This is a genomic window from Mycetocola sp. Y444, assembly GCF_059445295.1.
The window spans coordinates 970,206-983,883 of sequence record NZ_JCAIUB010000001.1; the positions used below are offsets into that span (position 1 = coordinate 970,206).

General features: G+C 66.0%; 11 protein-coding genes. All 11 read left to right on the forward strand.

Going from position 1 to position 13,678, the window contains the following annotated elements; all coding sequences use genetic code 11:
• Positions 1–11 precede the first annotated feature (11 nt).
• Positions 12–776, forward strand: a complete 765-nt coding sequence (hisF, locus tag AC1C2M_RS04635; protein ID WP_483404156.1) for an imidazole glycerol phosphate synthase subunit HisF — start codon at positions 12–14, stop codon at positions 774–776.
• Entirely contained in the window at positions 773–1,162 is a 390-nt protein-coding gene (gene hisI / locus AC1C2M_RS04640; protein ID WP_483404155.1) for a phosphoribosyl-AMP cyclohydrolase, read from the forward strand. Before hisF ends, hisI begins: the two co-directional genes overlap by 4 nt.
• Positions 1,155–2,693 carry an anthranilate synthase component I gene (locus AC1C2M_RS04645; protein WP_495435411.1) on the forward strand — a complete coding sequence of 513 codons (1,539 nt, stop codon included), beginning with the start codon at positions 1,155–1,157 and terminating at the stop codon, positions 2,691–2,693. Before hisI ends, AC1C2M_RS04645 begins: the two co-directional genes overlap by 8 nt.
• Positions 2,690–3,304, forward strand: coding sequence for a Trp biosynthesis-associated membrane protein (locus AC1C2M_RS04650; protein WP_483404153.1), 615 nt, complete (start codon positions 2,690–2,692; stop codon positions 3,302–3,304). Before AC1C2M_RS04645 ends, AC1C2M_RS04650 begins: the two co-directional genes overlap by 4 nt.
• A gap of 128 nt (positions 3,305–3,432) precedes the next feature.
• Entirely contained in the window at positions 3,433–3,663 is a 231-nt protein-coding gene (locus AC1C2M_RS04655; RefSeq protein ID WP_483404152.1) for a DUF6704 family protein, read from the forward strand.
• 4 nt (positions 3,664–3,667) lie between these two features.
• Positions 3,668–4,438: an indole-3-glycerol phosphate synthase TrpC gene (gene trpC / locus AC1C2M_RS04660; protein ID WP_495435412.1), complete on the forward strand. Its 771-nt coding sequence runs from the start codon at positions 3,668–3,670 to the stop codon at positions 4,436–4,438.
• A 2-nt stretch (positions 4,439–4,440) separates the two neighbouring features.
• Entirely contained in the window at positions 4,441–5,652 is a 1,212-nt protein-coding gene (gene trpB, locus AC1C2M_RS04665) for a tryptophan synthase subunit beta (RefSeq protein ID WP_108391017.1), read from the forward strand.
• A complete protein-coding gene (gene trpA, locus AC1C2M_RS04670; RefSeq protein ID WP_495433977.1) occupies positions 5,649–6,437 on the forward strand; it encodes a tryptophan synthase subunit alpha in 789 nt (262 codons plus the stop codon). The genes trpB and trpA overlap by 4 nt, the downstream gene beginning before the upstream one ends.
• A 50-nt stretch (positions 6,438–6,487) precedes the next feature.
• The gene (gene lgt / locus AC1C2M_RS04675) at positions 6,488–7,459 is read left to right on the forward strand and encodes a prolipoprotein diacylglyceryl transferase (protein ID WP_483404148.1); all 972 of its coding nucleotides are present in this window, start codon (positions 6,488–6,490) and stop codon (positions 7,457–7,459) included.
• Between the two features lie 142 nt (positions 7,460–7,601).
• The gene (gene gltB / locus AC1C2M_RS04680; protein ID WP_495435413.1) at positions 7,602–12,179 is read left to right on the forward strand and encodes a glutamate synthase large subunit; all 4,578 of its coding nucleotides are present in this window, start codon (positions 7,602–7,604) and stop codon (positions 12,177–12,179) included.
• A complete protein-coding gene (locus AC1C2M_RS04685; protein ID WP_483404146.1) occupies positions 12,172–13,629 on the forward strand; it encodes a glutamate synthase subunit beta in 1,458 nt (485 codons plus the stop codon). Before gltB ends, AC1C2M_RS04685 begins: the two co-directional genes overlap by 8 nt.
• Positions 13,630–13,678: the final 49 nt, after the last annotated feature.

Sequence of the window (13,678 nt, forward strand, 5' to 3'; positions counted from 1 at the left end):
TCAGGACGACGATGAGCCTGGCGCGACGTGTCATCCCCTGTCTCGACGTCGCTGACGGCCGGGTAGTCAAGGGTGTCAACTTCCAGAACCTGCGTGATGCGGGTGACCCGGTCGCCCTCGCGCGGCGCTACTACGAACAGGGCGCGGACGAACTGACGTTCCTCGACGTCACAGCGACGGTCGACAACCGTGCGACAACCTACGACGTCGTGACGAGGACCGCCGAACAGGTGTTCATCCCCCTCACCGTCGGTGGCGGCATCCGGAGCACCGAAGACGTCGCTCGGCTTCAGGGCAGCGGCGCTGACAAAGTCGGCGTGAACAGCGCCGCCATCGCGAGGCCCGCATTGCTCGGCGAGATCGCCGACAGGTTCGGTGCGCAGGTCCTCGTCCTCTCGCTCGACGTCAAGAGGTCCGGAACCACCGAATCGGGGTTCGTCGTCACGACACACGGCGGACGGACCGAGACGACACTCGACGCCCTCCAGTGGGCGCGGGAAGCCATCGAGCGCGGAGCTGGTGAACTCCTCGTCAACTCCATCGACGCTGACGGCACAAAAGAAGGCTTCGACCTCGAGCTGCTCGCGCTTATGCGTGAAATCAGCACGGTTCCCGTCATCGCATCGGGCGGCGCAGGGCGCGCAGAGGACTTTCCGCCTGCCATCAAAGCCGGCGCCGATGCCGTGCTCGCCGCGAGCGTCTTCCACTCGGGACAGCTCACCATCGACGACGTCAAGCGCGAACTCCGAAGCGAAGGGATCCTGGTGCGCTCATGAGCGTCTCATCCACTGTCGAATCCATCCAGTTCAACGCGGACGGGCTTGTGCCGGCGATCATCCAGCAATGGGACACCGGCGAGGTTCTCATGCTCGGCTACATGAACGACGAAGCGGTCCGTCGCACCCTCACGGAGGGCCGGGTGACGTTCTGGTCACGGTCCCGCTCCGAATATTGGCGCAAGGGCGACACATCGGGTAACGCGCAGTACGTTCGCGGGGCATCGCTCGACTGCGACAACGACACGCTGCTGATCCAGGTTGAGCAGGTGGGGGTTGCCTGCCACACCGGCACTCGAACCTGTTTCGACTCGCGGGACCTCAGCCCGGTGATCGGCGACATCCCCGACGACGGTGACACCGACAGCGGAGACAGCGATGACTAAGCACCAGGCCCAGACGGGAACGACAACGCACGCCGGGTTCCGGGAACTCACCGCCGCGCACAGGGTGATTCCTGTCATCCGGGAACTCTTCGCAGACGGTGAAACGCCGGTCGGTATCTACCGCAAGCTCGCCATCGGCCGCCCGGGCAGCTTCCTGCTCGAATCCGCGGAGCAGGGCGGCATCTGGTCACGGTTTTCCTTCGTCGGGGTGTCAAGCTTCGGCGTTCTGACCCAGAACCACGACGCGACCGCCTGGCTGGACTACGGCATGAATGCCAAACGTGCGCTCGGGACCATCGACGGGCTGACCCCGCTCGAGGCGATCGCGCAACTGCACAGCCGGTGGGAGACCCCACCCGTCGACGGGCACCCGCCCCTGACCGGTGGCCTCGTTGGCTTCATCGGCTGGGAGGCGATTCGTCAAATCGAACGCCTGCCGAACCAGCCGGTCCGCGAGGTGGGTGTGCCGGACCAGGCGCTGTCCTTCGTTGCTGACCTCGTCGTCATCGACCACCGCACCGGTACCGTTCAGTTGATCGCCAACGTGCTCAACGACGGCCTCGATGACGCAGAAACACTGTGGCGGAACGCCCAGGAGCGACTCGACTCGATGCAGGCACGGCTCGCAGAACCCAGCCAGGCCTGGCTCGCCCACGTCGACCTCGCCACTGCGGCGCACCCGAAGCACCGCACCCGGCGTGAGGACTTCCTGGACTCGGTCGTGACCGCCAAGGAACACATCCGCAACGGCGACATCTTCCAGGTTGTCGTCTCCCAGCGCTTCGATCAGGAGTGCGTTGCAGACCCGATCGACGTGTACCGGATTTTGCGGAGCCTTAACCCGAGCCCGTACATGTACCTGATCAACCTCCACACCGTTGATGGCACGCCGTATTCCATCGTGGGCTCGTCGCCGGAGGCGCTCGTCAAGGTGCAGAAGGGCCGGGTATTCACCCACCCGATCGCCGGTTCCAAGCCGAGGGGCGAGACCCCTGAGCGTGACGCCGAACTCGCCGCAGAGCTCGCCTCAGACGAGAAGGAACGCGCTGAACACCTCATGCTCGTCGATCTCGCCCGGAATGACCTGCTGAAGGTCTGCACGCCCGGCACGGTTGAGGTCACCGAGTTCATGCGCATCGAGCGGTTCAGCCACATCATGCACCTCGTCTCGAGCGTCGAGGGAAACCTCACGCCGGGGGCATCGGGCATCGACGTGTTCCGGGCGACTTTTCCGGCCGGCACGCTCTCGGGGGCGCCGAAGCCGCGCGCGCTCGAGATCATCGACGAACTGGAGCCGGCTCAGCGTGGTGTCTACGGGGGAGTGGTCGGCTACTTTGCCTTCTCCGGTGACACCGATCTGGCGATCGCGATTCGCACCGCAACGATCATGAACGGTGTCGCCCACGTTCAGGCCGGAGGCGGCCTGGTCGCGGACTCGGACCCGGACAGCGAGTTCCTGGAATCGCAGAACAAGGCAGCGGCGCCGCTTCGGGCCGTCGCCGTCGCCAACGCGATGACGAGGGTCACATGAGCGAGGCGACCACGGACGCCAGCCGGAGCGGTAAGCGCGTCAAGTACACGCTCATGCTGCTCACGCTGGCCCTCGCCGGCCTCACCCTCATCGCGTGGACGCAGCAGTGGCTCACGGTCACGCTGACGGCACCGGCTCGCGACGTACTGGCCGTTGACGGTGCCGTCGCTGCCCCAGCCCTCGCTGCCCTCGCCCTGGCGTCCCTCGCCCTCGGCGCGGCTCTCGCCATCGCCGGCATCGGTTTCCGCTACCTGCTCGGTGTTCTCGAGGTGGCCCTTGGGGCAAGCGTCGCGCTCTCTGCCGTCCTCGTCTTCACCGACCCGGTCGGTGCGGCGGGAGCCGCTGTGACGGATGCCACGGGCATCGCAGGCACCGAATCGATAGCGGCTCTCGTCGATGCGGCGGCCTTCACCCCGTGGCCGGCCATCACCCTTGTTCTCGGGATCGCCACGGCCATCGCCGGCATCGGCATTGTGGTCACGGCACGCTCGTGGCCGCGCTCGTCGAAGAAATACTCCACGGTACGGCTCGAGCCCGCCGCGACCGCCGAGATGCCGGATGCTGTCGACAGCTGGGACGACCTCACACGGGGCGACGACCCCACGAAGTAACGCTTGCCAGACATGTGCGTGCCGCCGTTGGCGCGCAGCGAGCCGACCGCTCCCGCGACCTGATGTGACGCGACCGGTCGTACCGCCACCCGATAGACTGAAAGCTGCACCAAGACTGAAGGAGACCCATGAGCGAAGAGTCAACCGAACCGGGACACGGCCACTCACCTGCCGCCTGGACGGCCATCACCATCATGCTGATCGGCTTTGCCGTCGGCACCATCGCTTTCTGGTTCGACACGCCCTGGCTCGTGTGGTCATCCGCGGGACTCGTCGTCGTCGGCGCCATCGTCGGCTGGATCATGAAGAAGGCCGGCTACGGCGTCAACGGTCCGAAGTCCGCCCCCAAGGAGCACTAGTACCGTGCTGGCCGATCTGATGGCCGGCGCTCTCTCCGACGCTCGCGAGCGCGAACTTGAGCGCCCGCTATCGCAGGTGGAAGCCGCTGCGCTTGCCGCACCAGCACCTCTCGACGCCCTGTCTGCGCTCGCGCCGGCCGATCGCGTCAAGATCATTGCCGAGGTCAAGCGGGCGAGCCCGTCCCGCGGGCAGCTCGCCGACATCCCTGACCCGGCCCAGCTCGCCGTCTCCTACGAGACCGGGGGAGCGAGTGCCATCAGCGTGCTCACCGAGGGACGCAAGTTCAAGGGCTCACTCGCCGACCTGGAAGAGGTCCGCGGTGCTGTGTCGATTCCCGTCCTGCGCAAGGACTTCATCTCGACCCCGTACCAGGTGTTCGAAGCGCGGGCCGCTGGAGCAGACCTCGCACTGCTGATCGTTGCAGGCCTCGACGGGTCGACACTGAGTGAGCTGTACACGCTCATCCGCGAACTCGGAATGACCGCACTCGTCGAGACCCACAGTGCGGAAGAGCTCGAGCAGGCCCTCGACCTCGGCGCAGAACTCATCGGCGTCAACGCACGCAACCTCTCCACCTTCGAGCTCGATCGCGATCTCTTCGGCACCCTCGCTTCCCAGATCCCGTCCGGGGTCATCAGGGTCGCTGAGTCTGCCGTGCTGGCCCCGGCAGACGTTGCTCACTACCGCGCGGCTGGCGCTGACGTCGTACTCATCGGCGAAGCGCTCGTGACGAGCGATCCCATCCTCACCCTCGGCGAATTCCTGGCGGTATAGACATGGCTTTACGGGACGAAACTGGTCCATACTTCGGCGAGTTCGGTGGGCGTTTCGTCCCCGAGTCACTCATCGCCGCCCTCGACGAGCTGTCGGAGGCGTGGGAGCTCGCCAAACTCGACCCGGCGTTCGCCGCTGAGCTGACCGAGCTTCACCGGAGCTACACCGGGCGCCCATCGATCATCACCGAGGTGCCCAGGTTCGCCGCCCACGGCGGCGGTGCGCGGATGATCCTCAAGCGGGAAGACCTCAACCACACGGGTTCGCACAAGATCAACAATGTGCTCGGCCAGGCTCTTCTGACCAGGCGCATCGGCAAGACCCGCGTGATTGCCGAGACCGGTGCCGGGCAGCACGGTGTCGCAACCGCGACGGCCGCCGCACTGTTCGGTCTCGACTGCGTGATCTACATGGGCGAGGTCGATACCGAACGCCAGGCGCTCAACGTCGCGCGAATGCGCCTGCTGGGCGCCGAAGTTGTCGCTGTCAAGACCGGGTCCCGCACCCTCAAGGACGCCATCAACGACGCCATGCGCGACTGGGTGACCAACGTCGAGTCGACGAACTACATCTTCGGCACCGTCGCTGGCCCTCACCCGTTCCCCGCGATGGTCCGCGACCTGCAGAAGATCATCGGTGAGGAAGCGCGGGCGCAGGTCCTCGAGCTCACCGGCAAGCTCCCGGATGCCGTCGCCGCGTGCGTCGGCGGCGGATCGAACGCGATAGGCATCTTCCACGCGTTCCTCGACGACACCGACGTTGCCCTCTACGGGTTCGAGGCCGCTGGTGAGGGCGCTGAGACGCTCAGGCACGCCGCCACCATCACGAAGGGCCGCCCTGGCGTTCTCCATGGTGCGCGCAGCTACCTGCTCCAGGACGAGGACGGACAGACCATCGAGTCGCACTCGATTTCTGCCGGACTCGACTATCCGGGCGTCGGACCTGAGCACGCGTGGCTGTCCGACCTGGGCCGGGCCACGTACCGACCGGTCACCGACGCAGCGGCCATGAGCGCTCTTCGGCTGCTCAGCCGCACCGAGGGCATCATCCCCGCGATCGAGAGTGCACACGCCCTCGCCGGTGCGCTCGAACTCGGCAAGGAACTCGGGCCGGACGCCACGATCCTGATCAACCTGTCCGGCCGCGGCGACAAAGACATGGAAACTGCCGGGCGCTACTTCGACCTCATCGATTCGGGAGCAGAACAATCGTGACCAGCGTGGCATCCGTTCTTCAGGTTCGCCGCGAGTCAGGGACTGGAGCGCTGATCGGCTACCTGCCCGCCGGGTTTCCCACGCTTGACGAGAGCGTCGACGCCGCGGTCGCCATCGCCGAGAGCGGCGTCGACATCATCGAGCTGGGCCTGCCGTACTCTGACCCCGTCATGGACGGCCCGGTCATCCAGCAGGCGACCCAGCAGGCACTGGCCAATGGGTTCCGGCTGAGGCACGGGTTCGAGGCGGTCAGCCGGATCACGTCACAGGTGGACGTGCCCGTGCTGATCATGACCTACTGGAACCCTGTTGTTCAGTACGGGGTCGACAGGTTCGCCGACGACCTCGCCGCAGCAGGGGGAGCAGGGCTGATCACGCCTGACCTCATCCCCGATGAGGCCGAACCGTGGCTGAGCGCGTCAGAGCGGGCTGGCCTCGACCGGGTCTTCCTCGCTGCACCGTCATCGACGAACGAACGGCTCAGGCAGGTCGTCGAGGCGAGCCGCGGCTTTGTCTACGCGGTATCCACGATGGGCATTACCGGTGCGCGGAGCGACGTCGACTCTGCGGCCAGGGCCCTGATCGGGCGACTCCGTGAGGTCGGTGCCGAGAACGCCTGCGTCGGTGTCGGTATCTCCACGGCAAGCCAGGTACGCGAAGTCCTCGAGTATGCGGACGGTGCCATCGTCGGCTCGGCGCTGGTGAACGCCCTCGCCACCGGCGGGATCTCGAGCGTTGCTGCCGTTGCGCGTGAGCTGTCACAGGGCCGCGCCAGCGAGAACTAGAGTTAGACGCGCACGTCCCAAGAGTCATACCGAGAAAGGCGTGGAGCTCAGTGTCCTTCCACCTCAGCATCCCCAGTCCAGATGTCAGCTACATCCAGCTGGGCAACTTCACCATCCACTTCTACGCCCTGTGCATTCTCGCCGGCATCGTCGCCGCTGCATTCCTCACCAACGCACGCCTCACCCGCCGCGGAGCTGAACCGTGGGTCGTCCTCGACATCATTCTCTGGGCGGTGCCGTTCGGCATCGTGGGAGCGCGGGTCTTCCACGTCCTGACGCACCCCAACGACTACTTCTACCCCGGCGCCGACCTGCTGCGAACCCTGTACATCTGGGAGGGCGGCATCGCCATCTTTGGCGCGCTCATCGGTGGCGCGATCGGTGCGTGGCTCGGCTGCAAGATGACCGGTATCAGGTTCTGGACCTTCGCGGATGCCGTTGCACCCGCCCTGCTTCTGGCCCAGGCCTTCGGGCGGTTCGGCAACTGGTTCAACCAGGAACTGTTCGGCACCCCGACCACGCTCCCGTGGGGACTCGAGATCGATGAATCCAACGCGGCCTGGCCCCAGGGCCTCCCTGCCGGGACGCTCTTCCACCCGACGTTCCTCTACGAGGTCATCTGGAACCTGGCCGGTGTTGCCGTCCTGCTCATCCTCGAGCGCCGGTTCCGGCTGCAGTGGGGCAAGGTGCTCGGCCTCTACCTGATCTGGTACGGCCTCGGCCGCACCGTGTGGGAGTCGATCCGGGTCGACCCGAGCGAGGTCATCCTCGGTCTCCGCGTCAACGTCTGGGCGGCACTGCTCGCCATCGTTATCGGCATCCTCATCGTCGTCGTTCAGTCCAGGCGCCACACGGGTCTCGAGCCGAGCCCGTACGTTCCTGGCCGTGAGTGGGCCGGTACCGACGCCGGTGTACAATCGACACACACGGATTCGGACTACGTGGACGTCAGCGAGCCTGACCTCCCAGCCGTCGGATCCCGAGAGACCGCCGCCACAAGCGAGACCGGTTCTCACTCCTAGGATTGCCGTTACCCGGAAAGCTTCTAAACCCAACGCGGTCGCCCGCGGAGTCGTCGATAGACACTCAGCCCAATGTCGGGCGGCGACGCGCTCAGATATTCAGGGCCACCGGCGTCCCCCGCAATCTTTAGGACGGTAATCGATGGAGCCACGGCCCACCTTTTCACAGTTCAGCCTTGTGCCAGAGGCACAGGGACTCTACAACCCGCGTCGCGAGAAAGACGCCTGTGGCCTCGCCATGGTCGCAACGCTTCGAGGAACCGCTGGCCACGACATCATCGTGTCTGCGCTCGATGCGCTGCGTAACCTCGAGCACCGCGGGGCCATCGGCTCTGACGCAGGAACCGGAGACGGCGCAGGCATCCTGACGCAGATCCCCGACGACTTCCTGCGCGCTGTAGCTGACTTCGAACTTCCCGGAGCCGGCGAATACGCGGTCGGCATGGCGTTCCTGCCGCGCGACGCCGCTGAGCGCGCTGCGCTGAAGGCGAGCATCGAGCAGATCGCGTCGAGCGAGAGCCTCAGGGTCCTCGGCTGGCGGCAGGTGCCCGTCGATTCCACCCACCTCGGCAAGCTCGCCCTTGCGGCGATGCCCGCATTCGAGCAACTGTTCGTGTCGAGCACCGCGACGACGGATGCCGGCGGCGCCGTCAGCGGGATCGCGCTCGATCGTCAGGCGTTCAGGCTTCGCAAGCGCGCCGAGCGAGAGCTCAACGCCTACTTCATCTCCCTGTCCTGCCGCACCATGGTCTACAAGGGCATGGTCACGACGCTCCAGCTCGAGCCGTTCTACCCCGACCTCAGCGACGAGCGTTTCGCGTCGAAGCTGGCGATCGTCCACTCCCGCTACTCCACCAACACGTTCCCGTCCTGGCCGCTCGCGCAGCCGTTGCGGATGATGGCGCACAACGGCGAGATCAACACGGTCGAGGGCAACCGCAACTGGATGCGGGCCCGCCAATCGCAGCTCGAGAGCGAACTGCTCGGCGACATCCGCCCCCTGCTCCCCATCATCACGCCCGGCGCGAGTGACTCAGCATCATTCGACGAGGTCCTCGAGCTGCTCACGCTCACCGGCAGGACACTCCCGCACGCCATGATGATGATGGTCCCTGAGGCCTGGGAGAAGCAGACCGGCCTGCCACAGGAACTCAGGGACTTCTACGAGTTCAACTCGATGCAGATGGAACCGTGGGACGGACCCGCCGCCCTCACCTTCACCGACGGAACCCTCGTCGGCGCAACCCTCGACCGGAACGGGCTCCGCCCGGGGCGCTGGCTTGAGACAACAGACGGCCTCGTCGTGCTTGGCAGCGAGATCGGTGTGCTCGACATCGCACCGGAGCGGGTCAAGCGCAAGGGCAGGCTGCGCCCCGGCAAGATGTTCCTCGTCGACACCGAGGCTCAGCGCCTCATCGAGGACGAGGAGATCAAGGCGACACTTGCGGCGTCACAGCCGTGGGGCACGTGGCTCGACGCGGGGCGCATCAACCTCAGCGACCTGCCGGAGCGCGAGCACATCGTGCACACGCCAGCGTCGGTGACCCGCCGGCAGCGCACCTTCGGTTACACGGAGGAGGAAGTGCGCATCCTGCTGAAGCCGATGGGCCAGAACGGTGCAGAACCGCTCGGCGCCATGGGTTCAGACACACCGATTGCGGCTCTGTCCGCTCGCCCGAGGCTGCTCTTCGACTACTTCACCCAGCAGTTCGCACAGGTGACCAACCCGCCGCTCGACTCCATCCGTGAAGAGGTCGTCACCTCGCTCAAGCTGGGACTCGGTCCCGAACGGAACCTGCTGAGCGCCGGGCCGGAGCACGCCCGACAGGTCGTTCTCGACTTCCCGGTGATCGATAACGATGAACTGGCCAAGATCCAGCACATCGACCCGCGCCACGGCTCGCGCACCACCACCACGATCAGGGGCCTCTACCGCTTCGACGAGGGCCCCAACGCTCTTCGCGACCGCATCGACGCCATTTGCGCTGAGGTCGACGAGGCCATCGCCGCCGGGGCGTACTTCATCGTGCTGAGCGACCGCGACTCAAACAAGGACCTCGCACCGATCCCGTCGCTCCTCCTCGTGGCCGCGGTCCACCACCACCTCATCCGCGCGCAGAACCGACTCAAGGTCGGAATCGTCGTCGAGGCGGGTGACGTCCGCGAGGTGCACCACGTCGCGACGCTCATCGGTTATGGCGCGTCCGCCGTCAACCCGTACCTCGCGATGGAGACCTGCGAGGACCTCGTCCGCAATGGCACGATCACGGGAATCACGGCCGAACAGGCAGTGCGTAACGTCATCTACGCACTCGGCAAGGGCGTGCTCAAGATCATGTCGAAGATGGGCATCTCGACCGTGTCGTCGTACGCCGGCGCCCAGTGCTTCGAAGCGGTCGGCCTCAGCCAGGAATTCGTCGACAGGTACTTCACCGGAACCGAATCGACACTGGGCGGCGTCGGCATCGACGTGATCCAGACCGAGAACCTCAAGCGGCACGAGGCGGCATACCCCCTCAACACCGCCAAGATCTCGCACGAGCGGCTGGAGACCGGCGGCGAGTACGCCTGGCGTCGTGACGGTTCTCCACACCTGTTCAACCCGGACACGATCTTCCGCCTCCAGCACTCAACGCGCACGAGGCGTTACGACATCTTCCGCGACTACACCAAACTCGTCGACGACCAGGCGGAGAGCCTGATGACCCTTCGCGGCCTGTTCCGGCTGAAGACGGAAGCACGTCACCCGATCCCTCTCGACGAGGTGGAATCGGTCGAGTCAATCGTCAAGCGGTTCTCAACGGGAGCGATGAGCTACGGCTCGATCTCCGCTGAGGCGCACGAGACACTCGCAATCGCGATGAACCGTCTCGGCGGCAAGAGCAACACCGGTGAGGGCGGCGAGGACACCGACCGGCTGCTCGATCCCGAGCGCCGCAGCGCGATCAAGCAGGTCGCGTCAGGCAGGTTCGGTGTCACGAGCATGTACCTCACCCACGCCGATGACATCCAGATCAAGCTCGCCCAGGGTGCAAAGCCGGGGGAGGGCGGCCAGCTGCCGCCGACGAAGGTCTACCCGTGGGTCGCCCGTACCCGTCACGCCACGGCGGGAGTCGGACTGATCTCACCGCCTCCGCACCACGACATCTACTCGATCGAAGACCTCAAGCAGCTCATCTTCGACCTCAAGCGGGCCAACCCGTCAGCACGGATTCACACCAAGCTCGTGAGCCAGTCGGGCATCGGTGCCGTGGCCGCCGGTGTCGCCAAGGCGCTCTCGGACGTCATCCTGGTGTCCGGTCACGACGGTGGTACCGGAGCGAGCCCGCTGAACTCGCTCAAGCACGCCGGAACGCCGTGGGAGCTCGGCCTCGCCGAAACCCAGCAGACGCTCATGCTGAACGGCATGCGCGACCGCGTCGTCGTCCAGGTCGACGGCCAGCTGAAGACCGGCCGTGACGTCATCATCGGCGCGCTGCTCGGTGCTGAAGAGTTCGGTTTTGCGACGGCACCCCTCGTCGTCTCGGGTTGCGTCATGATGCGGGTCTGTCACCTCGACACCTGCCCCGTTGGCGTTGCAACCCAGAACCCCGTGCTCCGTGACCGGTTCGCCGGCAAGCCGGAGTTCGTCGTCAACTTCTTCCAGTTCATCGCCGAGGAAGTGCGCGAGTACCTCGCCGCACTGGGTTTCCGGACCCTGCAGGAGGCGATCGGGCACAACGAGCTCATCGACACCAACACGGCGATCCAGCACTGGAAGGCGTCGGGGCTCAACCTCGAGCCGATCCTCGTCGGCCCCGCTTTCGACGCTTCCGAGCCGCGGACACACGCCCGCAACCAGGAGCACGAACTCGACAAGCACTTCGACGTCTCGCTCATCGCGGAGAGCCGCAACGTGCTCGAGCACGGCGGAACTGTCTCGATCGAGCGGACCATCCGCAACACCGAGCGCGCCGTCGGAACAATGCTCGGCCACGAGGTCACCGTGCGACACGGAGAGAACGGACTCCCGTCCGGCTCGATCCAGGTCAGGCTTCGGGGCTCAGCCGGCCAGTCGTTTGGCGCCTTCCTGCCGAGCGGCATCACCCTGCGTCTCGAGGGGGAGTCCAACGACTACGTCGGCAAGGGCCTCTCCGGCGGCGAGATCGTGATCTTCCCGCCGAAGGGAAGCACGTTCCCGTCAGAGGAAAACGTCATCGCCGGGAACGTCATCGGTTACGGGGCGACGCAGGGCACGATGTTCCTGTCCGGCATCGTCGGTGAACGATTCCTCGTCCGGAACTCAGGGGCAACGGCCGTCGTCGAAGGTGCTGGCGATCACGCACTCGAGTACATGACGGGCGGGCTCGCGGTGATTCTCGGCGAGACGGGTCGTAACCTGGGCGCCGGGATGTCCGGCGGTACAGCCTATGTTCACCGTCTCACCCCAGAGAAGGTGAACCGTGAAGCCCTGGCTGCTGGCGAGTTGACCCTGTCTCCGCTCGGCAGCGCAGACATCGAGATCGTCCGCGACCTGCTCGAACGCCACCTCGCCGAAACCGGTTCACCCCGTGCGGCCCAGCTCCTCGCCGACGGCGAATCGGGTCTCTCGGAATTTGTCAAAGTACTGCCCCGCGACTACGCAGCCGTCCTGCGCACGCGCCAGGACGCCGTTGCCGAGGGACTCGATCCCGACGGTGACGTCGTCTGGGGCCGAATCCTGGAGGTTACCGGTGGCTGATCCGAAAGGCTTCCTGAAGGTCACAGAGCGCGAACTGCCCAAGCGCAGGCCCGTCCCGATCCGGTTGATGGATTGGAAAGAGGTCTACGAGGAGGGCGACCCGACCCAGCTTCGCCGGCAAGCCGGTCGCTGCATGGACTGCGGTGTGCCGTTCTGCCACCAGGGCTGCCCGCTCGGCAACCTGATTCCCGAGTGGAACGACCTCGCCTGGCGCGGAGACGGCAGGCAGGCCATCGAACGCCTGCACGCCACCAACAACTTCCCTGAGTTCACGGGCCGGCTCTGCCCGGCTCCGTGCGAGAGCGCCTGCGTGCTCGGGATCAACCAGCCTGCGGTGACGATCAAGCAGGTCGAGGTGTCGATCATCGACCAGGCGTTCGCCAACGGCTGGGTCGACTCGCACCCGCCGGAGAGCCTCACGGGCAAGACCGTCGCCGTCGTCGGATCGGGCCCGGCCGGGCTCGCCGCGGCGCAGCAGCTCACCCGCGCCGGCCACACCGTCGCCGTCTACGAGCGCGACGACAGAATCGGGGGACTGCTGCGTTACGGCATCCCCGATTTCAAAATGGAGAAGAGGCACGTCGACGCTCGCCTCAAGCAGATGGCCGACGAGGGAACCCGGTTCAGGGCCGGAGTGAACATCGGCGTCGACATCAGCTGGGACGCACTGCGTTCGCGGTACGACGCCGTCGTCATCGCGACCGGTGCCATGGTTCCGCGCGATCTTCCCATCCCTGGACGGGACCTCAGCGGCGTCCACTTCGCCATGGACTACCTGGTGCAGCAGAACAAGGCGGGCGCGGGCGACGACGTTCCCGGCCAGATCGTCGCTGAAGACAAGCACGTCGTTGTCCTCGGTGGCGGCGACACAGGTGCTGACTGCATCGGAACGGCGCACAGGCAGGGTGCAGCAAGCGTGACAAACCTCGCGATCGGTACCCAGCCCCCGACCTCGCGCACCGACGCCCAGCCGTGGCCGATGACGCCGACCCTGTTCGAAGTGTCGAGCGCACACGAGGAGGGCGGCGAACGCCAGTACCTCGTATCCACCGTCGAGTTCCTGGGCAACGAGTCCGGCGAGGTGCGGGCCATCCGCGTCGCCGAGACGGAATTCGTCGACGGGCGGCGGGTGCCGAAGAGCGGCACCGAACGGGAGATCCCTGCCGACCTCGTGCTCCTCGCACTGGGTTTCACCGGCCCGGAATCGCACGACCTGACATCCCAGCTCGGCCTTCCGTTTGACGCTCGCGGCAACGTGGAGCGCGGCAACGACTACGCGACGAGCGAGCCAGGCGTCTTCGTTGCCGGCGACGCCGGGCGCGGCCAGTCACTCATTGTCTGGGCAATCGCAGAGGGTCGCGCCGCTGCCGCGGCCGTGGACAGGTACCTCGAAGGGGAGAGCGATCTCCCCGCCCCGGTACGCCCTACCGATCGAGCCATAGCGCTCTAGACTTGGACCGCGTGTCAGGTCCGCATCTTTTTTCCCGCCAAGACAACCC

Coding starts and splice junctions, on each gene's coding strand:
- hisF (WP_483404156.1), top strand. CDS start 12: ATGAGCCTGGCGCGACGTGTCATCCCCTGTCTCGACGTCGCTGACGGC.
- hisI (WP_483404155.1), top strand. CDS start 773: ATGAGCGTCTCATCCACTGTCGAATCCATCCAGTTCAACGCGGACGGG.
- AC1C2M_RS04645 (WP_495435411.1), top strand. CDS start 1,155: ATGACTAAGCACCAGGCCCAGACGGGAACGACAACGCACGCCGGGTTC.
- AC1C2M_RS04650 (WP_483404153.1), top strand. CDS start 2,690: ATGAGCGAGGCGACCACGGACGCCAGCCGGAGCGGTAAGCGCGTCAAG.
- AC1C2M_RS04655 (WP_483404152.1), top strand. CDS start 3,433: ATGAGCGAAGAGTCAACCGAACCGGGACACGGCCACTCACCTGCCGCC.
- trpB (WP_108391017.1), top strand. CDS start 4,441: ATGGCTTTACGGGACGAAACTGGTCCATACTTCGGCGAGTTCGGTGGG.
- gltB (WP_495435413.1), top strand. CDS start 7,602: ATGGAGCCACGGCCCACCTTTTCACAGTTCAGCCTTGTGCCAGAGGCA.